The organism is Sphingobium boeckii (genome assembly GCF_014199215.1).
GTDB classification, from domain to species: domain Bacteria; phylum Pseudomonadota; class Alphaproteobacteria; order Sphingomonadales; family Sphingomonadaceae; genus Sphingobium_A; species Sphingobium_A boeckii.
Genome location: NZ_JACIJC010000003.1, coordinates 615,671 through 638,410, shown reverse-complemented (window position 1 = coordinate 638,410; position 22,740 = coordinate 615,671). Strand labels below are relative to the sequence as shown.

26 protein-coding genes and 1 tRNA gene are annotated in these 22,740 nt (G+C 61.7%); 18 read left to right on the top strand and 9 right to left on the bottom strand.

Annotation, left to right across the window (positions count from 1 at the left end):
- The 11 genes from FHS49_RS11545 to FHS49_RS11495 all read left to right on the top strand — a co-directional run.
- Nucleotides 1–416, top strand: a 416-nt coding sequence (locus tag FHS49_RS11545; protein ID WP_246350591.1) for a zincin-like metallopeptidase domain-containing protein, incomplete at its 5' end; no start/stop codon positions are given.
- Nucleotides 413–817 carry a DUF2958 domain-containing protein gene (locus FHS49_RS11540; protein ID WP_184018535.1) on the top strand — a complete coding sequence of 135 codons (405 nt, stop codon included), beginning with the start codon at nucleotides 413–415 and terminating at the stop codon, nucleotides 815–817. The genes FHS49_RS11545 and FHS49_RS11540, both read left to right, overlap by 4 nt.
- 96 nt (nucleotides 818–913) lie before the next feature.
- Nucleotides 914–2,692, top strand: a complete 1,779-nt coding sequence (locus FHS49_RS11535; protein WP_184018533.1) for a ParB/RepB/Spo0J family partition protein — start codon at nucleotides 914–916, stop codon at nucleotides 2,690–2,692.
- A gap of 80 nt (nucleotides 2,693–2,772) precedes the next feature.
- Nucleotides 2,773–3,270: a hypothetical protein gene (locus tag FHS49_RS11530; protein WP_184018531.1), complete on the top strand. Its 498-nt coding sequence runs from the start codon at nucleotides 2,773–2,775 to the stop codon at nucleotides 3,268–3,270.
- 170 nt (nucleotides 3,271–3,440) lie between these two features.
- A complete protein-coding gene (locus FHS49_RS11525) occupies nucleotides 3,441–3,884 on the top strand; it encodes a Ros/MucR family transcriptional regulator (RefSeq protein ID WP_184018529.1) in 444 nt (147 codons plus the stop codon).
- 215 nt (nucleotides 3,885–4,099) lie between these two features.
- On the top strand, nucleotides 4,100–4,276 hold the full coding sequence (locus FHS49_RS11520; RefSeq protein ID WP_343052968.1) for a hypothetical protein: 177 nt from the start codon (nucleotides 4,100–4,102) through the stop codon (nucleotides 4,274–4,276).
- 349 nt (nucleotides 4,277–4,625) lie between these two features.
- Nucleotides 4,626–4,946 (top strand): DUF736 domain-containing protein, encoded by a 321-nt coding sequence (locus tag FHS49_RS11515; protein WP_184018527.1) that lies wholly within the window; start codon nucleotides 4,626–4,628, stop codon nucleotides 4,944–4,946.
- Nucleotides 4,947–5,356: 410 nt separating this feature from the next.
- Nucleotides 5,357–5,728: a hypothetical protein gene (locus tag FHS49_RS11510; RefSeq protein ID WP_246350589.1), complete on the top strand. Its 372-nt coding sequence runs from the start codon at nucleotides 5,357–5,359 to the stop codon at nucleotides 5,726–5,728.
- Nucleotides 5,729–6,037: 309 nt separating this feature from the next.
- The gene (rlxS, locus tag FHS49_RS11505) at nucleotides 6,038–8,011 is read left to right on the top strand and encodes a relaxase/mobilization nuclease RlxS (RefSeq protein WP_343052967.1); all 1,974 of its coding nucleotides are present in this window, start codon (nucleotides 6,038–6,040) and stop codon (nucleotides 8,009–8,011) included.
- A 102-nt stretch (nucleotides 8,012–8,113) separates the two neighbouring features.
- Entirely contained in the window at nucleotides 8,114–8,587 is a 474-nt protein-coding gene (locus FHS49_RS11500) for a ribbon-helix-helix domain-containing protein (protein WP_184018525.1), read from the top strand.
- Complete coding sequence (locus FHS49_RS11495) at nucleotides 8,577–8,819, top strand: helix-turn-helix domain-containing protein (protein ID WP_184018523.1); 243 nt, start codon at nucleotides 8,577–8,579, stop codon at nucleotides 8,817–8,819. The genes FHS49_RS11500 and FHS49_RS11495 overlap by 11 nt, the downstream gene beginning before the upstream one ends.
- 76 nt (nucleotides 8,820–8,895) lie before the next feature.
- Here the strand turns inward: FHS49_RS11495 and FHS49_RS11490 are convergent, their stop codons facing one another.
- Together FHS49_RS11490 and FHS49_RS11485 are read right to left on the bottom strand one after the other, a co-directional pair.
- Nucleotides 8,896–10,119 carry a tyrosine-type recombinase/integrase gene (locus tag FHS49_RS11490; RefSeq protein ID WP_184018521.1) on the bottom strand — a complete coding sequence of 408 codons (1,224 nt, stop codon included), beginning with the start codon at nucleotides 10,117–10,119 and terminating at the stop codon, nucleotides 8,896–8,898.
- Between the two features lie 195 nt (nucleotides 10,120–10,314).
- A tRNA-Tyr gene (locus FHS49_RS11485) sits at nucleotides 10,315–10,400 on the bottom strand.
- 161 nt (nucleotides 10,401–10,561) lie between these two features.
- Between FHS49_RS11485 and rlmB the strand changes: the two genes are divergently transcribed.
- Both rlmB and FHS49_RS11475 read left to right on the top strand, forming a co-directional pair.
- Nucleotides 10,562–11,305: a 23S rRNA (guanosine(2251)-2'-O)-methyltransferase RlmB gene (rlmB, locus tag FHS49_RS11480; RefSeq protein ID WP_184018520.1), complete on the top strand. Its 744-nt coding sequence runs from the start codon at nucleotides 10,562–10,564 to the stop codon at nucleotides 11,303–11,305.
- A 24-nt stretch (nucleotides 11,306–11,329) separates the two neighbouring features.
- Complete coding sequence (locus FHS49_RS11475) at nucleotides 11,330–12,277, top strand: hypothetical protein (protein ID WP_184018518.1); 948 nt, start codon at nucleotides 11,330–11,332, stop codon at nucleotides 12,275–12,277.
- 39 nt (nucleotides 12,278–12,316) lie between these two features.
- On the opposite strand, the gene FHS49_RS11470 is transcribed toward FHS49_RS11475, so the two are convergent.
- Nucleotides 12,317–12,634: a 2Fe-2S iron-sulfur cluster-binding protein gene (locus FHS49_RS11470; RefSeq protein WP_184018516.1), complete on the bottom strand. Its 318-nt coding sequence runs from the start codon at nucleotides 12,632–12,634 to the stop codon at nucleotides 12,317–12,319.
- A gap of 110 nt (nucleotides 12,635–12,744) precedes the next feature.
- Here FHS49_RS11470 and FHS49_RS11465 point away from each other — a divergent pair, with 110 nt between their 5' ends.
- Nucleotides 12,745–13,362, top strand: a complete 618-nt coding sequence (locus FHS49_RS11465; RefSeq protein ID WP_184018514.1) for a DNA-3-methyladenine glycosylase family protein — start codon at nucleotides 12,745–12,747, stop codon at nucleotides 13,360–13,362.
- Between the two features lie 11 nt (nucleotides 13,363–13,373).
- Here the strand turns inward: FHS49_RS11465 and FHS49_RS19660 are convergent, their stop codons facing one another.
- On the bottom strand, nucleotides 13,374–13,547 hold the full coding sequence (locus FHS49_RS19660) for a hypothetical protein (RefSeq protein WP_246350587.1): 174 nt from the start codon (nucleotides 13,545–13,547) through the stop codon (nucleotides 13,374–13,376).
- A 64-nt stretch (nucleotides 13,548–13,611) separates the two neighbouring features.
- On the opposite strand from FHS49_RS19660, the gene FHS49_RS11460 reads away from it, so the two are divergent.
- Nucleotides 13,612–14,079 (top strand): phasin family protein, encoded by a 468-nt coding sequence (locus FHS49_RS11460; protein WP_246350585.1) that lies wholly within the window; start codon nucleotides 13,612–13,614, stop codon nucleotides 14,077–14,079.
- 158 nt (nucleotides 14,080–14,237) lie between these two features.
- Nucleotides 14,238–14,600: an ATP-dependent Clp protease adapter ClpS gene (gene clpS, locus FHS49_RS11455; RefSeq protein WP_425502684.1), complete on the top strand. Its 363-nt coding sequence runs from the start codon at nucleotides 14,238–14,240 to the stop codon at nucleotides 14,598–14,600.
- Nucleotides 14,601–14,724: 124 nt separating this feature from the next.
- Here the strand turns inward: clpS and FHS49_RS11450 are convergent, their stop codons facing one another.
- Nucleotides 14,725–16,473 (bottom strand): PHA/PHB synthase family protein, encoded by a 1,749-nt coding sequence (locus tag FHS49_RS11450; protein ID WP_184018510.1) that lies wholly within the window; start codon nucleotides 16,471–16,473, stop codon nucleotides 14,725–14,727.
- A gap of 142 nt (nucleotides 16,474–16,615) precedes the next feature.
- Here FHS49_RS11450 and FHS49_RS11445 point away from each other — a divergent pair, with 142 nt between their 5' ends.
- On the top strand, nucleotides 16,616–17,824 hold the full coding sequence (locus FHS49_RS11445; protein WP_184018508.1) for an LL-diaminopimelate aminotransferase: 1,209 nt from the start codon (nucleotides 16,616–16,618) through the stop codon (nucleotides 17,822–17,824).
- 127 nt (nucleotides 17,825–17,951) lie between these two features.
- Here FHS49_RS11445 and FHS49_RS11440 read toward each other — a convergent pair whose 3' ends face one another.
- Nucleotides 17,952–18,881, bottom strand: coding sequence for a choice-of-anchor A family protein (locus tag FHS49_RS11440; protein ID WP_184018647.1), 930 nt, complete (start codon nucleotides 18,879–18,881; stop codon nucleotides 17,952–17,954).
- A 177-nt stretch (nucleotides 18,882–19,058) separates the two neighbouring features.
- On the opposite strand from FHS49_RS11440, the gene FHS49_RS11435 reads away from it, so the two are divergent.
- Nucleotides 19,059–19,463 (top strand): acyl-CoA thioesterase, encoded by a 405-nt coding sequence (locus FHS49_RS11435; RefSeq protein ID WP_184018506.1) that lies wholly within the window; start codon nucleotides 19,059–19,061, stop codon nucleotides 19,461–19,463.
- Here FHS49_RS11435 and FHS49_RS11430 read toward each other — a convergent pair.
- The 3 genes from FHS49_RS11430 to FHS49_RS11420 all read right to left on the bottom strand — a co-directional run bounded on the left by FHS49_RS11430 (nucleotide 19,460) and on the right by FHS49_RS11420 (nucleotide 22,694).
- A complete protein-coding gene (locus FHS49_RS11430) occupies nucleotides 19,460–20,776 on the bottom strand; it encodes a cystathionine gamma-synthase family protein (protein WP_184018504.1) in 1,317 nt (438 codons plus the stop codon). The two genes, FHS49_RS11435 and FHS49_RS11430, sit on opposite strands and share 4 nt — an antisense overlap.
- Before the next feature lie 64 nt (nucleotides 20,777–20,840).
- A complete protein-coding gene (gene pgeF, locus FHS49_RS11425; RefSeq protein WP_184018502.1) occupies nucleotides 20,841–21,602 on the bottom strand; it encodes a peptidoglycan editing factor PgeF in 762 nt (253 codons plus the stop codon).
- Nucleotides 21,603–21,644: 42 nt separating this feature from the next.
- Nucleotides 21,645–22,694 carry a class I SAM-dependent methyltransferase gene (locus FHS49_RS11420; RefSeq protein ID WP_184018500.1) on the bottom strand — a complete coding sequence of 350 codons (1,050 nt, stop codon included), beginning with the start codon at nucleotides 22,692–22,694 and terminating at the stop codon, nucleotides 21,645–21,647.
- Nucleotides 22,695–22,740 lie beyond the last annotated feature (46 nt).

Genomic DNA, 22,740 nt, shown 5'->3' with positions numbered 1-22,740 from the left:
CTCTGATTATGCCGAACCGTCGCGCGGCCGATGGCCGGAAAACCAACCTCAACCAGAGACCGCGCGGCATAATCCGGGTCCCGGCATTATGCCCCTTATGCCGATATCGGCATAAGACCCATGCCACCGGCCATCGCTCGCGGCTCGACCGCGACCAGACCGCGGCCTTTGGCACGAAGGACTATGCGCGCGAAGAGCTGATCGCCGAAATGGGATCGGCCTTTCTCTGCGCGGCGCTCGGAATCGTCCCGACCGTCCGGCACGCCGACTATATCGGCGCATGGCTGGAGGTGCTGCGCGACGACAATCGCGCGATCTTCCGTGCCGCCAGTGCCGCGACCAAGGCGGCGGACTGGTTGCTGGCACGCCATCAGGCGACGGCAGCCGATGCCGTCTCGCTGGAGCTGGCGGCATGATCTTGCTCACCGATCCGATCCGCGCCGCGTTGATCGCCAATGCCGCCCGGCGCGGAGCGGCGCTGCATGACCCCATGCCCGTGGTCAAATTCTTCAATCCCCTGGGCGCTGCGACATGGCTCGCGACCGAGCTTGACCAGGATGGCGACACCCTGTTCGGGCTGGCCGATCTGGGCCTGGGTTGCCCTGAACTCGGCCGCTTTTCCCTTCGTGAAATGGCATCCCTGCGCTTGCCTTATGGCCTTGGCATCGAACGCGATATCGCCTTCGGGACGCCGTGGCGGCTCTCGATCTGGGCGCACACCGCGCGGATGACCGGCTCGATCCTCTGGGCCGAAACCCTGCTGCGCCGCGCGGAAATCAACCGCACCGACCCCGAGCTTCCGACCGCCCAGCCTTGAGCGGCGGATGACGCGCGGCGCGTTCCGCCGCAATCCTGCCGGTCGCGTATCTCTGCCCTGATCATCCGCGACCGGCGCTCACATGGAGCTATGACAATGAAACTCGATTTTATCCCGCTCGACATGCTGTCTGTCAGCAAGGCCAATATGCGGCACGGCAGGAAAGCCCCTGACGTGACCGATATCCTGCCCTCGATCCGCAAGCGCGGCATTCTCCAGCCGCTGATCGTACGGCGGGTCGCGTCCGATATGGACGGCGAGGCGGACCGTTTCGAAATCCTCGGCGGACGCCGCCGCTATCATGCCGCGTGCGCACTTGCGGTGGAGAAAGGCGAGGCCGATCCCGTGCCCTGCGCCATTCTCGATGACGGTGACGACGCGTCCGCCATCGAAGCCTCGATGATCGAGAATATGGCCCGGCTCGATCCCGATGAGGTCAGCCGCTGGGAAAGCTTCACCCGGCTGGTGAAGGAAGGGCAGGGGATCGATGAAATCGCGATCACCTTCTCGCTGCCCGAACTGGCGGTCAGGCGCATCCTCGCGCTCGGCCATCTGCTGCCGCGCATCCGCGAACTCTATCGCGCCGAGGCGATCGATATGGTGACCGTCCGCCATCTGACCATGGCGAGCAAGGCCCAGCAAAAGACATGGCTGGCACTGGCCGACGATCCCGCAGCGCATGTGCCGACCGGTCATCAATTGAAGGCCTGGCTTTTTGGCGGGCAGTCGATCCCGGTCAGACATGCCCTGTTCGATCTTGAGACCTATGCCGGCACGATCATCGGCGACCTGTTTGGCGACGAGCGCTATTTCGGCGATGCGGACGCCTTCTGGGTCGCGCAGAATGCCGAGATCGAAGCGCGGCGAAAGGCCTATCTGATCGATGGCTGGGCCGATGTCGTGGTCCAGCCGATCGGCGCGCATTTCGCATCATGGGATCATGAAAAGGCTGGGAAGAAGAAAGGCGGGCGCATCTATGTCGACAGACGGAGCAGCGGCGAAATCCTCTTCCACGAGGGCTATGTCACCGCCGCCCAAGGGCGGCGGATCGCCAAAGGTGACGGCATCGCACCGCCCAAGGTCGTGCGCCCCGAATTGTCGGGGCCGCTGCAGACCTATATCGATCTGCACCGCCACGCCGCCGTGCGCGCCGAACTGTTGATGGTGCCAGACGTCGCGCTGCGGATGATGGTCGCCCATGCCATCGTCGGATCGCCGCTCTGGAACGTGCGCATCGAACCGCAAGCGACCCGCAACGATGCGATTGCCGGGAGCGTGGAAAATTCGAAGGCCGAGGCGGAATTCGCGGTGTGGCGGCGCGCCGTTCTCGCGCTGCTGGGCTTGTCCGAAGATGACGCGACCGTCGCTGGACGCAATCACGATCCATTCATCCTGGTCACCCTTTTCCAGCGGCTGCTGCCCTTGCCGCAGGACGCCCTGATGGACGTCGTGGCGGTCGTGATGGGTGAAACGCTCATGAGTGGCGGTGCCGCTGTCGAGGCGGTCGGGCTGCATCTCGGCGTGGAGATGAGCCGTTGGTGGGAGGCCGATGCCGCCTTCTTCGGTCTGATCAGGGACAAGGAAGTCCTGATGGGCCTCGTCTCCGATGTCGGCGGTGCAAGCGTCGCCAGCGCCAATGCAAACGAGAAGAGCAAGGTGCTGAAAACGGTGATCAGCGATCATCTGGTCGGCGCGGGAGGGCGCGCCAGGGTCGATCCCTGGGTGCCGCGCTGGATGGCGTTTCCGCCATCGGCTTACACCGCGCGCGGCGGTGTGGGCACGGTCAATGCGCATGGCGTGGCCCAAGCGGCGCGCCAGGAAAGCGAAGCGCGGCCCCAAAAGGACGAACCGGAAAACCTGCCGCTGGCGGCGTGATCGCGCGGGGACGGCGCGCTGCGCCGTCCCCATTTTCAGGTGACGCGCCGCGTGAGCGTGGCGCGCGAAGGAGACTTTCCATGGCTGATTATTGTGTTCAGGGCTGTTTTGCCTTCCGCTGCACCTCCGCCGAATGCGCGCTCATCGAAGAGGTCTTCGATATCGCAGCGCGCTTGATGAATGACGAGGACGGCATTGCGCCGAGCGCCGCATTCCTGTCCGCATTTCCGGCGACCTCGGCCGATGATCGCCTCAGCGGGTTCCGATCGATCTTTTCCGATCCTCAATATCCCGAGATTGGTGCCGCGTTCGACCAGGGCGTGGATCAGGTGCAACCGACGTTGCACGAAGCCCGGTTCTGGAGCGACACCGACTTTCAGCCCTATCCGGTTGCCGAAATCATCCGTCATTGTTGTCAGGACACACTTGCAAAAACGCCTGTCGGTTTCGCATGGGCGCAAAGCTGTTCCAGGCCGAGAGTGGACGGCTTCGGCGGCGGCTGGTGTGCGATCTTTTGCGACCGCATCGTGATCGAGACGACATCCGACGCCCTGGCGCAAGCGCTCGCATTGGAATGATCGTTGGGGGCGGCGGACGGGCGTCCCCACGCCTGTCTTGCGCTGAAATTTTCGACCGCCAGCGCGCCTGCGCGGCGCGCGGGCGGTATCGGTTTGGCAACCACTTGGAGCTATGCGCTTGCGTTCCTTGGCATTCGGGCGTCTTGGAGCGGATCGAAAAGGACCAGATCATGACAATTTCATCCCAGGAAAGCCTTCTGGCGCTGACAGCCGACATCGTTACCGCGCATGTGGCCCATAACGCGGTGAGTGTGTCGGATCTGGCTGGCATGATCTCGACGGTGCACGATGCGCTGGCGGGGCTGGGCACGCCCGTCAGTGTGCCCATCGCGGCGCAGACGCCGGCCGTGTCGATCAAGGCGTCGATCCGACCCGATTATCTCATCTGCCTGGAAGACGGGCTGAAGCTCAAGATGCTCAAGCGGCATCTGCGCGAGACCTACAATATGACGCCCGAGCAATATCGCGCGAAATGGAAGCTGCCATCCGACTATCCCATGGTTGCACCGACCTATTCCGAGAAGCGGCGCGCCCTGGCGGTCAGCATCGGGCTCGGCACGCGTACCGTTCGCAGAAACCCCAAAGTCGTGACGAAAAAGCCGCCGAAGGGCTGATTTTATGCTTTGTATCTCCGCAGAGCATCGCGCCTGGCTCGCCACCCGTGCCGCCATCCTGCATCCGGTGCGCATCGCCTTCCCTCGATCGCGTCGACACGCGCGTCAAGCCGGCGTGACTGCCTCTCGAGACGGTTGCTCGCACCGGCTTCAATCCCCATATGCTTAGCATGGTGAGGGGCAGCATAACGATATTGGCGAAGGTCCGCAGCCTTGTGACACGTCTCTCGCCGGCTCCGATCTGCGACGATTGCGTGGAGAAGACGCTTGAATTGAAGCCGGGCCTCGCCAACCGCAAGACCAAGGAACTTGCCGGGTCGGATGGGTTCGTGCGGAGCAAGCAAGGCTGCAGCTTCTGCGAAAAGACGAAAATGGTCATCCTGCTGCCCTGAAAGCACGCGGTTGGGCAGTCGGATCGGCCGGGAAGTCGGTGTCGGAACACTCGGCACCACGCCAAATCCGCGCGCGAAGTGACCGCTGGCATCCGTCAATCTCCCCCCATGCGCTGACCTGTTTCCGGACTTTGACGCACCCGTTTGCGGCAGGGCCGCGGATGCCGAAACCATCGCCGCCGAACTATTTTCCCCGCCGGCTTCGCCAGCTCCTCGCGGATCAAAATAGCCCGTCGCTCCGGTCCTCCGCTCTCGCTTCGGCCTGTCGGTTCGCATCCGCTCCTGGCCCCGCCTGAGGGACGGGCGTGTCGCCGGGAACAGGTTCCGGCGCGAAGAAGGAGTAAAGACAATGCCATCCATCGGTTCATTCAAAGCCACGGACAAGGGCGGATATACCGGCCAGATCCGCACGCTCAGCATTCGCGCCGCAGCGACCATCATGCGCAATCCTTCCAAAAAGAGCGAGACTCAGCCCGATTTTCGTATTCTTTCCGAGGGCGTGGAAATCGGGGCTGCCTGGCATCGCCGCGGCGAGACCTCCGGCAAGGAATATATCTCGGTCTTGCTGGCTGCACCCGAATTCGGGCCACGGCGTATTTATGGCAATCTCGTGCACGATGCTCACGGCCAAGACGACGATTTCGCCCTGCTGTGGAATCCGCTCGATTGACCGAAGCGACATCCCCGCGTCGCACGGCGCGGGGATGATTTCTGCCAAAGGTGGTCAGCCTGGCTTCCATTCGCGGTTCGCATTGAGTGATGGATCGGGCCGCGCTGATCGCGCTCCGATCCATCACTCAAGCGCCGTCCACGATCCAGTGTAAATGGGTGCCGCACCTCAGGGCAATAAAGCGAGAAGCCCGATTCTGAGGCATCGAGCGTGGGCTTCGTCTCTCGGCAAGACCGAGTCTGACAGGCGTCGAATCGGCCGTCAAGGATGCGCGGTTCCCCCAATTTGCTGCGCAAATCGGCTCCCCCACGCCCCGCTGTCGCGGCGCCTGCGGCGTCCCTGACCGCCGCTCCGCCACCCGTCTTGCGGACACTGTCCTCGATGGGGGGGCGGATAGAAAGGAGATCACCATGGACATGTTTCAGAGCATCGGCAGCGCGTCGGATCGCGTGATGGCGGCACTGATTTCGGGGCTGGAAGTCGAATTCGGAACGGGCATCGGCGGGTCTTTGACGGCGCATTTTCTTGCGGCGGAAGAAGCGGATTATACATGGGATGCGCGTATCATGGAACGTTGGATTGGCGCTTATGATGGCGCAGACGGCTTGGAAATCGAGCTTGACCGCATCGCGATTTTGGGGAGATTGGACGGTGATTTCTATTGCGCGATCTGCCTCGTCGATGGGGACGGCATGGTCCATGGTTTGACCCAAAAGCGCATGTTCGAATGCGAGACAGCGGCGCATGATGCCTATGTAGCAATGAAGGTGGGGCTGCCCTGAACGGCACCCACGGGTTCGGGTTGCGCGTCACGTCGTAGCTGACATGTCTCTTCGTTTTTGGCGGCGCGTTGGAGCATGGCTGGGACAGAAAATCGGGATCGGTAGAGAAAAAGAGGGCAAGATAAAGCTCACCCTCTTTCATCGGGTAAGCGATTGTCTGCACATCCTTTTTTGTGGAGGTAAGGAAGGGGGATCGGCGGTGCGGGTAGCTAAGTCCCTGCGCTACGAGCAATAATCGTGGAGGCTCTTGAACCGGCCTGCAGGCCGCCCCTCATCGCATCGATCCGTCCCTTTTGGAGGATCGCGGCCGTGCCCGACGATGATGATTTCCTGCCCCGGCTCGGCCGCGCCCACGGATCGCCGGGTCGGCCACAGAGCTTCGCGCGAAGCATGGCGATCGCGGTGAAGATCGAACGTGCTGCCCTCGGTAAGGGGGCGGGCAAGTCGCAGTTTACCGGCGCACGGATCGGGCGCGGTGGCAGCACCGCCGCCCTGCTGTCGAGCAGCCGCTTTGCCGGCCCGCGTACGCGGCGCGTCGTAGTCAAGGCGCGGATCGTAAAGCTGGGAACCAAAGGCCTGTCCAATGCCAAAGCGCATCTACGTTATATCCAGCGCGATGGGGTGACGCGGGATGGCATGCCCGGCGCGCTCTATGGCCGCGACAGCGATGCCGCTGACGGCCGGGCCTTTATCGAACGCGCCGAGGGCGACCGACATCAGTTCCGTTTCATCGTCGCGCCAGAGGACGGCGCGGCTTACGATGATCTCAAGCCCGTGATCCGGCGGCTGATGATCCAGGCCGAGCAGGATCTGGGAACGCGGCTCGACTGGGTGGCGGTCGATCACTTCAATACCGGCCATCCCCACAGCCATGTGATCGTCCGGGGCAAGGATGAACTAGGCAAGGATCTCATCATCGCGCCGGCCTATATGACCAATGGCTTTCGGGAGCGCGCGATCGATATCGTGAGTGGCGATCTTGGTCCGCGCACCGATCTCGAGATCCACCGCGCACTGACCAGTGAGATGGAGCAGGAGCGCTTCACCAGCATCGACGGGCAGCTGATCGCCGATCGCGGTGAAGATGGTTTGGTCTCACCCGTCGCCAACGGTGCGATGGCGCAGACGCTGAAGGCGGGGCGGTTGCAGATGCTGGGCCGGTTGGGGTTGGCCCATGAAGATGAGCGGGGGCGCTGGCGGCTGCACGATGATCTCGAACCCGTTCTGCGCCGGATGGGCGAGCGCGGCGACATCATCAAGACGATGCACCGCGATCTCGCTGCGCGTGGTGCCGAGCGGCATCGGGAGATGATCATCGCAACGCGGACGGAGCGCAGCGCCAAGCCCATCGTCGGGCGGCTGATCAGGCGTGGTCTGTCCGATGAATATCGCGACCGGCATTACCTCGTCATCGAAGGGATCGATGGCCGGAGTCATTATGTCGATATCGGTGCGCCCGAGAGTCTTCGGATGGTCCCCGAGGACAGCGTGCTCAGGATTGTGCCGCGGTCCATGGACCCAAGGCCTATGGACGGCACGGTTGCGGAGGTCGCCAAAGCATCTGGCGGTTATTACAGCTCAGACCACCATATGCACCACGATATCAAAGCCTCGGAGGCCTTTGCCCACACCCATGAGCGGCGGCTCGAAGCCATGCGCAGGGCGATCGGCTATCCGGATCGCCAGAAGGACGGACAATGGATCATCGAGCCCGATCATATCGACCGGGTGAAAAGCTATGAGGCGAAGATCGCGGAGCGGATGCCGGTCGTCATCGAGACCCTGTCCACGACGCCGGTCGACAGGCAGGTCCGCGTCAATGCGGTCACCTGGCTCGATCGCGAGATCACCGCTGCCAATCCCGAGCCCCTGGGCGACGGGTTCGGACGGGCGGTCGAGACCGCCAAGCTGCAGCGCCAGCGCTGGCTGGTCGAGCAGGAACTGGCCGAGTTCAGGGGCAATGATTTCTTCTTCCAGCGCAACCTGCTTGCGATCCTGCAGCGACGCGAGATGACGGCGGCCGCGCAGCAGCTCGAGGAGGAGCTTGGCCTGCCCTATGTGCAGGCCAAGCCCTATGACCAGATCAGCGGCAGGCTCGTCCGTCAGGTCCAGCTTGAGAGCGGCAAATATGCGCTGGTGCAGAAATCCAAGGAGTTCACATTACTCCCCTGGCGGCCTGTGCTGGAGAAGGCGATGAACAAACAGGTCTCTGGCCTCATGCGCGAGGGCGGCAGCATCAGCTGGACATTTGGGCGCGAACGCGGCGGGCCGGGCATCTCCTGAGCGTCCAATTTGCATCGATATCGCACGTGAGGGCGCACCAGCGTAATCGGCAGCCACGAAAGTCCGTGCGACACTCCCGATCCTCAATGTCGAGGATCAGCCATGCGCCACAAGACCCGTCATCAATTCCATCTGCCCGATGCGCTGAGCGAGCAACTCAATCTACTCGCAGCCAAACCCGGTGCCAGCAAGTCGATCATCATGGCCGAGGCCATCACCGCCTGGATCGAGCGCAAGGGAATGCGCGACACCGACGATCGGTTCGGTGCGAAAATCGATCGGCTCGTCATGAGTCAGAAGGCGCAGGCGCAGGACATAGAGATGATCATCGAAATGCTGAGCAAACTCATCTGGCACGAGATGCTGCTGACGGCGCATCAGCCACCGTCTGACGAAACCACGCGCAGTCTCGCACGCAAACGATTTCAAATGCTGTTCGATCAGGTCGCGCAAGATCTGGCGGCAAAGGATCCACGGCGGCATGTTCATTCTGCCATCGCGAGGGTCACACCGGCCGCGGTGCCGGATTTTTCAGGGATCAATCTATCGCTGAAGGATGTGGGCAATGAAGGATAAGCGGGCTCCGGGCGACGCCGCTCAGGGGAAAACAGTGCCTCATTATGAGCGGCTGGCTGTTCGCATTCCTGTTGCGGTTCAGATGCTCGGCATTGGGCGGTCTCGGATCTATGAGCTCATCCAGGCTGGAGAGATCGAGACAATCAAGATCGGGAGCTCGACGTTGCTGCCGGTGGAGGGGCTAATAAAGTTTATTGAGACACGACGCAGCGCGGAGAGTTCCATCATTTGAGGCGCCATACCGCTTTCTTCCAAAATTTCATTTTGGGAGCGATGACGCTGAGTTGGAAGAGTAGGTTAGGCCCGCGTTATATCGCTTTCTTTGCCGGTAGCGACACAACGCTGTTGTCGACCGCCTCGCCAACACAATAGCCTCCCCATACATCCATCAGTTTGACGCGCGCGCCAGGCTGGCCCGGCGCTCCAAGATAGGTTGTTCGACGATAGGCAGCTTGCACCGCATCGGGCGTCTTGTGAGCTAGCGCCGCCTCTACAACGGCATCGGCAAAGCCTTCATTCGCCGCCCAATCGGTGAAGGTGGATCGAAAACCATGGACGTGAAATGGCTCGCTCATGTCGCGCAGTACCTTTAGCAAAGTCATATCGGACAGCGGCTTGCCGGCGAGGCCTGGGAAAACGACATCGGTGTCTGGAAGCCGAAAGGCATTCGCTCTGGCCAACACCGCGAGAGCTGCTTCGGATAAAGGAACCATGTGCGCCTTGCTCCGCTTCATGTGATCGGCAGGGATACTCCACAGGCGCTCTTCAAGATCAAATTCCGCCCATGTCGCCAGCCGGACTTCTTGGCTGCGCGCGGCGGTCAGGATAAGCAGTTCTAGCGCCAACCGCCCATAGGACGGCTTGCGCCGCAATGCGGTTATGAAGCTGGGCAGGGCCACATAGGGCATGGCCTTGCGATGCTCTTGCGATTTCACTTGCCGGGGCAAGCCGCGCCCGGCTTTCAAGCTGCCATTTCCCGAGGGCGCTTCGCGGGAGCGCCAGCCTTTGGCATGGGCATAATCCAGCACAACGCAAATCCGGTTACGCACCTGACGGGCCGTTTCGGGAATCTCCTGCCAGATCGGCGTCAGCACGGTGATGATATCGGCTGCCGCAATGCCCCCGGTCGGAACATCGCCTAATTTTGGGAAGGCATAGTTTTCCAGACTGGCCAGCCATTGACGGGCATAGACGGCACTTTTCCAGCCTGCCTCATTCTCGCTATGATATTGGCGCGCAGCTTCGCGGAATGACACCTTTGCAGCCGCTTCATTCTTCCTCTCCGCGAGTACGTCTCGCCGGTCTATCTTGACCGCCCTCCGAAGGTCGCTGGCCTTATGGCGAGCCTCCGCCAGCGTCAGCAGCTTGGCACTGCCAAGGCCTATATCTTGCCGCTTCCCGTCACGCTGGAGGCGCAAAAGCCAGTAGGCCCCGCCGCGCTTGTCTACCCTAAGTACCAGTCCGTCACCGTCCTGATATATGCCAGGAACTTTCAGAGCTGATTTGAACGCAACTGCCGTGAGCTTGCCCATCGCTTACTCCCACATTTCAACGTGACTCGCGGGAGGTCAATAGTGTGGGAGTAAGTCATTTACTCCCACATCCCTCCCACACTATGCTCCGGCTTCAGGCAAACGCCGCCGGATACAAGCGGATCGTAAAGCGGATAATACTCCAGCTTTTCCGGGATTTCTAGGGATTTTAGTGGATGCCCTCGGAGCGGAGGGTGGTGGACAGGGCTGGATTCGAACCAGCGTACGCTTGCACGGGCAGATTTACAGTCTGCTGCCTTTAACCACTCGGCCACCTGTCCATGGTGCCTGATTTCAGGAAGGCGGCTCAATGGCGAATGGGGGCTTGCCTGTCAACGCCCCGTTGCACCTTTCCCGCGGTTTTCGCGCAGTGCGGCTTGCGGACTGGCGATACGCGCGATACGCGCTCTTTCGAATATCCTCCAGCAATCAGAGACTGACCATGGCACGCCGCGGACACCGCCCTTCCCAGCCTTCCCATGGCCGCCCCCATTTCTGGGGCCGCCACGCCGTCATCGCGGCGCTGGCCAATCCCGAGCGGATCGTGCGTAAGCTGTGGGGTACGCGCGAGGCGCTGGCACCGCTCGATCTGCCGCCGGTGCTTCCGGTCACCTATGCCGATGTCGCCGATCTCGGCCGCATGGTGCCGCATGATGCGCCGCATCAGGGGTTGGTGATCGAGGTGGAGCCGCTGGAGGACGTGTGGCTGGGCGATCTGCTCGAATCGGGGCGGGATGACCAGCGCAGCCTGATCGTGCTGGATCAAGTGACCGATCCGCACAATGTGGGCGCCATCCTGCGCTCCGCCGCCGCGTTCGATGCGCTGGGGATCATCACGCAGGACCGTCATTCGCCGCCCGAATCCGGGGCGCTGGCCCGCGCCGCATCGGGCGCGCTGGAATTGGTGCCCTGGGTGAGGGTGGTCAATCTGGCGCGCGCACTCGACGAGATCGGCGATGCCGGATTCTGGCGGATCGGACTGACGGGCGACACGCAGATGAAGCTCGGCGAAGCGATGGGCAATGGCAAGATCGCCCTGGCGCTGGGCGCGGAGGGCGAAGGGCTGCGGCAGAATACGGAATCGCATTGCGATGCGCTTGCGCGGCTTCCGATCAGCCCTAAGGTGGAAAGCCTGAACGTATCGAATGCTGCAGCGATCGCGCTTTATGCGGCGTCTGCCCGCTAGACGATCTGAACCGGGGGAGGCGTCATGAAATTCTCGCGCATCATGCTGGCGATCGCCATGCCCTTCCTTCTGGCGAGCTGCCTCTACAGCCCCGGCAAATTCACGTCCGCGATGGATGTGAAGGCCGATGGCCGCTTCAGCTTCCACTATAAGGGCGAGATCGTTTTCCTCTCATTGTTTCAGATGATGAACGAGGGGAAGTCGTCCACCTTCGACGATGGCAAATGCTGGGGACCGCTGCCGGACGCTCCAGGCGATGGGGCAGGCGAGGCTGCTGCAGAAGCCTCATACGGCATGGTCGAGCGCAGCACCGACAGCGGCAAGATCGAGACGGTAGACCCCGATGCAGACGCCCCCGCCGTGGTAGTGCCGTCCGCCGAATGGAAAGAGCGCGACTGCACCAAGGAAGAACTGGCCGAGCGCGCCGAGCAGAAGGTCCAGCGCCAGGCGCGTGACAAGGAAGAGGCGCAGAAGTTCGAGCAGCTTCTGGGTTTCAATCCGGAAGACGAAAAATCGATGCAGGCCTTCGCTGCGCAGATGACCAAGCTCGCGGGCTGGAAATCCGTCGTCTATCGGGGCAAGGGCATTTTCGACGTGGACTATCAGATCGCCGGCACGCTGGACCGGGATTTCGTATTCCCCGTCTATCCCGAAGCGACCTATGTCTATCCCATGGTACTGGCGCGCAAGCGGGCCGATGGGGCCGTCCAGATCACGGCACCCGCCTTTGGCAACACCGCCAGCAATCCGATGGCGAGCATGGCGCTGTTCGGTGCGGCGGCGGAAATGCGCAAGGCGCGCACGGAGAATTACACCGCGGCGGAGGGCAGCTTCACCATCACCACGGATGCGCCGATCCTGACGAACAATACCGATGATGGTCCCGCCGCGGCAGGGGCGCAGCAAACGCTGACATGGCCGGTGACGGTGAAGATCAGCAAGGTGCCGGAAACACTGCTCCGGCTGAAATAGGCTGCGGCCTCGGCTCAGGCCGGACCGCAGCGCGGCCGATCAATCCTCTTCGGCGATCTTGACCTTCAGGCCGTCGAGTTCGTCGCTCATGTGAAGCTGGCAGGACAGGCGCGAAGTCTCATCGCGGTGGTCCGAGCTGTCCAGCAGATCATTCTCGTCTTCGCTCATCGCTGGAACCCGGTCTGCGAATTCGGGATCGACATGCACATGGCATGTGGCGCACGAGCAGCAGCCGCCGCACAGGGCGAGCAATTCATCGAAGCCTGCATCGCGGATGACTTCCATCACGGACAGACCGTTTTCGGCCTCGACCGTCTTTTCCGTCCCGTCCCGCGTTACGACTATCAGCTTCGGCATTGCGTCACCTCCCAATGATCAACGACGCCGCTAGGGGAGGGAAGGGACGAAATCAAGCCATAGTGGCGCAGGGGCTGGAGTCTGGGGCCATGATCGGGCATGAGAACAAAATGGCACTCACGCAGGAACAGATCATCGCATCGATCGATGCCGTCGCCGCGATCGAACCGGGATTTGCCGCCGCTGTGGCGCGGATCGGTTATCCCGAACCGCGCGTGAGGGTGCGCGGCTATGAGACGCTGTTGCGCACGATCGTCGGCCAGCAGGTCAGCGTCCAATCCGCCGCCGCGGTCTGGAGCAAGTTGGAGGCGGAACTGGGCGCGGGTTGCGATCCCGCGGTGCTGCTCACGCGCGATCATGATGCGTTGCGTGCCTGCGGGCTTTCGCGCCAGAAACAGAGCTATGCGCGCAGCCTGGCCGAACTGGTGATCGCGGGCGGTCTCGATCTCGATGATCTGCCGGAGGATGATGAAGCCGCGATCGCGGCGCTGACGGCGGTGAGGGGGATCGGCCGATGGTCTGCCGAAATCTATCTGCTGTTTGCCGAAGGCCGGCCGGACATCTGGCCTGCCGGCGATCTGGCAGTGCAGATCGAAGTGGGGCGCATTCTGGGCCTTGCCGAACGCCCTAGCGAGAAATCGACGCGCGAACTGGCGGAGAAATGGCGTCCCCATCGGGGGGCTGCGGCGATCATGACCTGGCACCATTATAACACATCGGTCTTTTGATTCGGGCTGCTTCAACCTGCAGCATGACCGTTTTGTTGCACTGCACAAAAAACACTTGCAATGCTATCCATAGCTCTATATTGTGCACTGCAACATAAACGGAAATCGAGTGCGAGAGACGCCATCATGAGCGCCACCACGAACAAGACCACCACCCCGGCCAAGGCTTCCAAGCCAGCGGCCATCAAGACTGCACCTGCTCTATCGGCGGCACCGGCAAAGGTTTCCGCCCTTCCAGAAGGAACGACCATGACCGATACGACCAAGATGACCGAAACCGTGAAGAAAGTTACCGCAGACGCCTCCAAGCAGGTTGAGACCGTGTTCGCTGACATCAGCGAGCGGGCCAAGGTTGCTGTCGCCAAGAGCCAGAAGATGGCTGAGGACGTCGCCGAATTCAACAAGGGCAATCTCGAAGCCATCGTGGCTTCAGGCAAGGTTGCAGCCAAGGGCATGGAAACGCTGGGTCAGGACGCTGCCGAATTCGGCCGCAAGAATTTCGAATCGGCCCAGGCTGCGCTGAAAAGCTTTGCTGCGGTGAAGACGCCCGCCGAATTCTTCAAGCTTCAGAGCGATTATGTGAAGTCGGCCTTCGATACGCTGGTTGCCCAGACATCGAAGAACACCGAAATCTCGATGAAGCTGGCTGGCGACGTGTTTCAGCCGCTGTCGAACCGCATCGCGGTGGCAGCCGAGAAGATCAAGACCGCTGCCTGATTAACGCAGCGACTGCATCGCGCAGTTTGAAAGACGGCCGTCCCGAAAGGGGCGGCCTTTTTTTGCGCCATATTGCGGCAAATCGTGACTAACGCAGTGTTGGGCATAGATTGCCCCCTTGCCCCAGCGGCGGGGAATGCCATATTCTGCGTTCAACGATGCAAGACATATCCAAACAGATGATCCCGCCGGCCATGGCCGGGCGGAAAGATGGCGAAGACCCGGGCACCGGCCTGGGCGTCGCCACGCGCACACGCACGCGGACGAAAAAGCCCACACCCTATAAGGTGCTGATGCTCAACGACGATTATACGCCGATGGAATTCGTCGTGCTGTGCCTCCAGCGCTTCTTCCGCATGGATATGGAAGATGCCACGCGCGTGATGCTTCATGTGCATCAGAAGGGCGTCGGGATATGCGGTGTCTTCAGCTATGAAGTGGCGGAGACGAAGGTGACCCAGGTGATGGATTTCGCCCGGCAGAACCAGCATCCGCTCCAATGCACGCTTGAGAAGGCTTGAGGCGCGGGCCGAACTCAACACGCCGTCATGCTGAACTGGTTTCAGCATCCATTCTTTCGCGCCACCATTTGTCCGGACTTTGCAATGGACCCTGAAACAAGTTCAGGGGTGACGTGCGATGGGGTCACCGCGTTTTGACGTAGCGGCCCGGCGCGTCCTCGATCGCTTTCAGCTTGCCTTTCCCGGGAATACGGGCGGCCTTGGCTGAGACCTTGTCGGCATCCTGGCCGGTGAGCCAGTCGATCCAGTCCGGCCACCAGCTTCCGGCCGTTTCGCTGGCACCGGCCATGAAGTCTTCGAGCGTCTTGACCGGCTTGTCATTGGTCCAATATTGATATTTTCCGGCGCTCGGCGGATTCACCACGCCTGCGATATGGCCTGATCCTGCCAGCAGGAATTTGATTGGCCCCGCGAAATGCTCGGTGATCTTCCATACGCTTTCCAGCGGCGCGATATGATCCTCTTTTCCCGCCTGCACATAGGATGGCGTCTTGACCTTCGTCAGATCGATCGGGGTGCCGTCCACGCTGATCGCGCCGGGCACCACCAATTTGTTATCGCGATAAAGGTCCACCAGATAGGCCTTGTGCCATTTGGCGGGTAAATTGGTGGTGTCGCCGTTCCAGTGCAGCAGATCGAACGGCGTATAGTCCTGGCCGAGCAGATAATTGTTCTGCACATAATTCCAGATCAGATCGCGGCCGCGCAACAGATTGAAGGTGGCGGCCATATAGCGGCCGTCGAGAAAGCCTTCGCCCGACAGGCTCTCGACCAGCTTCAATTGCTCGTCATCCACGAACAAATTCAGTTCACCGGCCTTGGCGAAATCCACCTGCGCGGTGAAGAAGGTCGCGGTCTTCACTTTCCTGGCCTCATCGCGCGCGGCGAGCAGCGCCAGCGTGGCCGCCAGCGTGGTGCCTGCTACGCAATAGCCGATGGCATGGACGGTCTTTACGTCCAGCAGATCACGGACGGTATCGATCGCGTCGATTTGCCCGCGGACGATATAATCGTCCCAGGTCACATCCTTGAAGCTGGCGTCCGCCGATTTCCACGAAACCATGAAGACCGTCAGCCCCTGCGCCACCGCCCAGCGGATGAAGCTTTTTTCCGGGTTGAGATCGAGGATATAGAAACGGTTGATCCAGGGCGGAAAGACGATCAGCGGCGTCTTGTAAACCTCGCTCGTCTGCGGCGTATATTGGATGAGTTGATAGAGCGGCGTTTCCTTCACCACCTTGCCGGGCGTCGTGGCGATATTGCGGCCCACCTCGAACGCATCGGGATCAGTGTGCGTCAACTGCCCCTTGGTCATGTCGCGCAGCATGTGCTCGAGGCCCTTGAGCAAATTCTCGCCGCGTGTCTCGATGGTCTTTTCGATCACCACCGGATTGGTGAAGGCGAAATTGCTGGGGCTCATCGCATCGACAAAGCCCTTGGTGGCAAAGCGGACCTGATCCTTCTGCTTGGGGTCCAGCCCGTCGATCGCATCCACGCCCTTCAGCAGATGGTCGGCGATCAGCAGATAGCTTTGCCGCACCAGATCGAACATGGGATTGTCGCGCCACTGCGGCGCTGCGAAGCGGCGGTCGCGCGCATGGGCGGGATTTTCCTCTGCCGGTTCGGCTTGCGCCGGGGTGAGGAAGCGCTGCCACATCTTCAAACTGTCGGTCCAGAAATCGGCCTGCGCCTTGGCAAAGGCGCTGGTGTCGGGCAGCGCGGGCAAGCCGGGTGCCGCCGGTTTGGCGGTGGCGATCTGCATCATGTCCAGCCCGTGCTCCAGCATCATCTGCTGCGCCTTGCCGATCACCCAGGTCCAGTGCTGCATATCGTCCAGGCTGGGGTAAGGCAGAACGGTGCTGTTTTCAGCCATGCTAAATCCTCTTCGCCGACAAGGTTAGCCGGGATTGAGGGTGAGCGGAATAGGGGGCTTACGCGAAAGTTGACCGGATTCGCTGGCATTTCTCCGCGCTTTGCCGCATGAATCCCGCTCCTTTATCAACGGAAATTGGATCATGACCGAAGACTTCTACCGCATCAAGCGCCTGCCACCCTATGTCATCGCAGAAGTGAATGCGATGCGGGCGGCCGCGCGCGCGGCGGGAGACGACATCATCGATCTCGGCATGGGCAATCCCGATCTGCCGCCGCCGCAGCATGTGATCGACAAGCTTTGCGAAGTGGCACGCAAGCCCGATGCGCATGGCTATTCGGCGTCCAAGGGGATTCCGGGGCTGCGCAAGGCACAGTCCAATTATTACGGACGTCGCTTCGGAGTGGATGTCGATCCGGACACCGAGGTGGTCGTGACGATGGGATCTAAGGAGGGGCTCGCGAGTCTCGCCACCGCGATCACCGCGCCCGGCGATGTCGTGCTCGCGCCCAATCCAAGCTATCCGATCCACACTTTCGGCTTCATCATCGCGGGGGCAACGATCCGTGCGGTGCCGACCACGCCCGACGAGCATTATTTCGAGAGCCTCGAGCGCGCGATGAAATTTACCGTGCCGCGGCCGTCGATCCTGGTGGTCAATTATCCCTCCAACCCGACGGCGGAGACGGTCGACCTGGCATTTTACGAACGGCTGGTCGCCTGGGCGCGCGAGAACAAGGTGTGGATCATCTCCGATCTGGCCTATTCCGAGCTTTATTATGACGGCAATCCGACGGTCTCGATCCTGCAGGTGAAGGGTGCCAAGGATGTCGCGATCGAATTCACCTCGCTCAGCAAGACTTATTCGATGGCGGGCTGGCGGATCGGCTTTGCAGTGGGCAATAAGGATCTCATCGCGGCGATGACGCGCGTGAAATCCTATCTGGATTACGGCGCTTTCACTCCGATCCAGGCCGCGGCCTGCGCTGCGCTGAACGGGCCGCAGGATATCGTCGAGAAAAATCGCCAACTCTATCACAAGCGCCGCGACGTGATGGTGGAGAGCTTCGGCCGTGCGGGCTGGGATATTCCGGCGCCGCGCGCGAGCATGTTCGCCTGGGCGCCGCTGCCACCCGCACTCGCGCATCTGGGCTCGCTGGAGTTCACCAAGCAATTGCTGACCCACGCGGGCGTCGCGGTGGCACCGGGGGTTGGCTATGGCGAGGATGGCGAGGGCTTCGTGCGCATCGCCATGGTGGAGAATGAGCAGCGCATCCGTCAGGCGGCGCGCAACATCCGCAAATATCTGCAGAGCATGGGTGTCAACACGCCGTCCATCAAGGCGGGCTGATCACACTTATCGAGCCGTCTCATAAACCCGTTCGGGCTGAGCGTGTTGAAGCCTTTCCTTCTTTCGGACCGTGAGAAGAAGGAGGCTTCAACAAGCTCAGCCCGAACGGCGTGTGCGCATTGATTGTTCAGGCGGTCGCCAACGTGCCTTCCGCGCGCCGGCGGCGGCGCATGGCGAATCCCACGATCCCGAAACCGGTGATCATCATCGCCCAAGTGCCGGGTTCCGGCACGGCGCCCGTGGGCCGCGCCAGCGTGCCGGCATAGCGGGTGTTGGAAATATCGAAGCCGTTGCCGACGATGCTTTTTGCCAGAACCTGTCCATCCACATTGCCATTGGTGAAGTTCAAGGCAGCGTTCGGGGCCAGGATCGTGCCCTTTACCGCGATATTCGTCAGGTTCAGCGTGGTCGCCTGAAAGAAGTTGAACAGCACGTTGGACGAAGCCAGGCCGTTCAGATTGATGCCACCGGAAAATTGATCGCTCAGGCCACTGATGTTGAAGATCACCAGCGAACCGGAAGGGGCGTTCACGTTGAAATTGTTGGTCGAAGCCAGATCGGCACCCGAAACGGTGAAGATGTTTACGGCGGCGTTGGTGCCGGTGAAGGTCAGCCCGCCATATTGAAAGAGCGTGCTGCCGTTCGACGCTGTGTTGGCCAGCGTGGTCGACGCATAGGAAAGCGCCGCGGCCTCGGCCACGAAATCGATGCTGCCGGTGCCCGTGCGTGCGCTGCCGTTGGAAAAGATGTTCCACGAGGGCAATGCCAGCGATCCGGCGACGGCATTGCCATGGGACACGGTGCCGCTATTCGCCGTCAGCTTGCCGCCCACCACGATCGTGTCCGTGGCATTGGCGGCGTTGCCGAGGCCCGATGTCGCGTTGAAATTGCCGAAGGTCGCATCGCCGCCGACTGCGGTGTTGCCGCGGATGGTGCCGTTGCCCACATTCAAATTGCCGCTGGTGAACACGCTATAGTCAATGGCCTGCGTCGCCCGGGCGGGCGCTGCGGCGGCGAAAGCGCCGATGACGGCGGCAAGAGCAATAACGCGCTTCATCACATGAAACTCCAACGAAAATCCGTTTGATCTGAGAGATTTGTGCCATTCGCACGAGATGCTGCGTCGCACAATGCTCTGGGATAGCTCTAAGCCTTCTAAGTTGAACAAAGGCAAAAGAAGAATGGTTAACGGCCGTTATTTGATGCTTTGAGCCCGAGCCGCTAAGCGGCGTGCATGAGCCGCGCGGATTTCACCTTTTGTCATCGCTTCCGGGTCCGTTATGCGGAAGGGGATGCTCAGGCGATCGTCTTCAATTCCCGCTATCTGGAATATGCCGATCTGGTGCTGACTGAATATTGGCGGGCGCTTGGGGTGAACGCCGTGACGCCGCCCTTCGAGGTGAATGTCGTGCGGGCCTTGGTCGAATATAAAAAGCCGATCCGCGTGGATGAAGAAATCGACGGCTGCATCCGCACCGCCCGCATCGGATCGAGCAGCCTGACCACGCTGTTCGAGCTGCATGGGGCAGGGGCGGACGATCTGCGCGCCGCGATCGAGACGGTGCATGTCCATGTCGATCTGGCGGCGGGCAAATCGCGGCCCATCCCAGCCAATGTGCGGCGGATGTTTGGCGGCTAGATCGCCGCCAGCGCCTGCTCGAAATCGGCCAGCAGATCGCCCGCATCCTCCACGCCGATCGAGATGCGCACCATATTGTCGCCGATCCCCAGCGCCTTCTTGCGCTCATCGGGGACGGAGAGATGCGTCATCGCTGCCGGGTGGCTGGCCAATGTCTCCGTGCCGCCAAGGCTGACGGCGAGCTTGGCGATCTTGAGCGAATCGAGGAATTTGAACGCCTCGGCTTCGCCGCCTTTCAGATAAAGCGAAAAGGTCGATCCCGCGCCGGTGCAATGGCGCTTGTAGATATCGGCCTGTCGCTCGGTCTCCGGAAAGCCGAGATAGACGATCTTCTCCACCTTGAGATGATCCTTCAGCCAGGTGCAGATTTTTTCGGCATTTTCGCCCGCGCGCGTCATGCGAAGCTCCAGTGTCTCCAGGCTACGCAGCAGCATCCAGGCGCTGTTGGGATCGAGGATCGTACCGATGGTATTGCGCATCATGCGGATCGCATTGATGTGGACGGCCGATCCCAGCGCACCGCCCGCGACGAGATCGCTATGCCCGCCGGCATATTTGGTGAGCGAATAGACGACGATATCAGCGCCATGTTGCAACGGCTTCAGCCAGAGCGGGCCGAGGAAGGTGTTGTCGATCACGATCGGCGGCTGATCCGGTCCGCGCGCGAAATGTCGGTCGCGCACGGCGGAGACGGCCTCGATATCCACCAGCACATTGGTCGGATTGGCGGGGCTTTCGAGATAGATCATCGCGACGCGGCCCTGCGCCTTGGCCTTTTCCACCACTGCTTCGATCTCGTCCTCGGTCGCGCCTGCGGGAAAATCCAGCCAGGTCACGCCGAACTTGCCGAGGATACGCCCGATCAGCGTTTCGGTGGCGGCATAAAGCGGAGCGGAATGCACGATCACATCGCCGGGTTTGACGAACGTGAGCAACACTGTGGCGATGGCGGACATGCCGCTGGAGAAGGTCAGCGCGTCCTCCGCATCCTCCCACACGCCCAGACGATCCTCGGCAATCTCCTGATTGGGGCCGTTGAAGCGCGAATAGACCAGTCCTTCGGCACCACCGGGGCGCTTGCCGGTCACCCCTTCGAAATGGCGCTTACCCGCGGCGGCGCTTTCGAAAACGAAGGTGGAGGTGAGGAAGATCGGCGGTTTGAGCGATCCTTCTGAGAGCATGGGATCATAGCCATGACCCATCATCAGCGTGGACGGATTGAGCTTGCGATCGCCGATCGCCATCACATCGGGCTTGGGACGGCGGCGCGGGGTGATGCCGGTCAGATCGGCTTCATCGGGCGTTTTGGGCATGTCGGAAAACCTCTCGCTATTCTTGTAATAAAATTACTCTAACGCGAAATGGTTGCGGATGAAACTACATCCCGATCAGGGATATCGCTCGGCCATAGCCCGCTTCGCCGCGATGGCACGAGCGACGATAGCTGAAGAAACGTGTCGGATCGGCATAGGTATCCAGCCCCAAAGCCTCGATCTGGCTTAGGCCCGCGGCGGCGAGCCGCGCGGTCACATAGGCTTCGATATCGAATTGATGGTGGCCCGGCTTGCCCGCACTGAAGAAGCGCTCATTGGCGGGATCGGCTTGTGCGAAGACCGCCGCGAAATCCTGGCTCACCTCATAGGAGGCGCGCCCGATGCAAGGTCCGATCGCGGCCACGATCCGGCTGCGGTCTGCGCCGAGCGCCTCCATCGCGGTGATCGTCGCATCGGTCACGCCGCCGATTGCACCCTTCCAGCCGGCATGGGCCGCGCCGATGACACCGGCCTGGACATCGGCGAACAGCACGGGGACGCAATCAGCGGTGAGGATGCCCAGCAGAAGACCGGGTCGATCGGTGACGAGGGCGTCGGCATGGGGACGCTGATCGTCGGGGAAGGGCGCGGTCACGGTCACGGCGTGGGCGCTGTGCACTTGATGCAACGTCACCAATTTCGAGCCAGGCAGCACGGCATCTGTGGCGCGTGCGCGATTTTCGATGATGGCGGCGCGATCGTCGTCGCTGCCCAGACCCACATTCAATCCGGCGTGAATCCCGGTGGAAACCCCGCCCCGGCGGCCGAGGAAGCCATGAGGTAAAGAGGAAAGGGCGGCGGCGCGGATGACTTCGATATGAGGCATGAAAGTAGCATAGCCAGATACCTCCCCATTGAAAATGAAGAGTCAGCGAAACCCTTCCGGTTCCGGCCAATCCGGCGATACGAACGCCAGCACCTTGAACAATCGCCCCATCTGATCGGCCTTGACGAGCCGATCGCGCGCGGCGGCGATCTCGTCGGCGCGTTCGGGGCGGGCTTTCATGAGAGATGCGGCGCGGGCGGCAATGCCGAGACCGTTCAGCCAATCGCCCTGCTCTATGGGGCCGCAGATGCGCAATCCGGCCGCCCGGCCTTCCTGCGCCAATGCGGCGAAATCGACATGCGCGGTCAGATCGCGTTCGCCTGGATCGGCGAAGGGATCGGCATAAGCATGGGCCTTCACCGCCTGAAGCGTGTCGCCCGTGGCAGGACCGGAATAGCCGTAATCGATGAACAGTGCCGCGCCGCCTTGATCCGCGATCCGCGTGGCAATCTGCGCGGCGATGGCGTTGGCGGCGGGTGAAGTTTCGATGATGGCGCCCGGCGGTGCATCGATCAGGGCGGGCGGGATCGCGGCGTCCATCGGGCGCGGGCCGATGGTGGCAACGAAATCGCTGCCATTCAAAGCCACCACGCGCTCGCGCCAGCCGTTTGCGGTCGCAACGAGTTGCCGGACGGGGAGCGCATCGAAAAACTCATTGGCCACGATGAGCAGCGGACCTGAGGTGGGGAGTTCCGCCACGGCATCGTGCCAGTGCGCGCCCGCCACGCGCTCGGCTTGGGCGGTCCGCAAGGCTGCGCTGGTTTCCACGAAATGTACCGGCGGATCGAGCCGCGCCGCGCGCATGGCGCGGAGCGCATCGGCCGCCAGTGTGCCGCGCCCCGGCCCCAATTCGGCATAGAGCGCGGTGATGGGCGATCCGGCGCGCAGCCACAGATCGGCCAGCCAGAGACCGCAGAGTTCGCCGAACATCTGGCTGATCTCGGGCGCGGTGATGAAATCGCCGCCTGCGCCCAGCGGATCGCGCGTCGCATAATAATGCGCATTCGCCTCCGCCATGAACTGCGCAACGGGGATCGGCCCGCCCTGTTCAATGACCCGGGCCAGGCGTTTGGCGACGGGGGAAGGCGTCATATCTCCAAACCTCCCACGCGGCCTTGCTTTTTACCCGCTTGTCCCG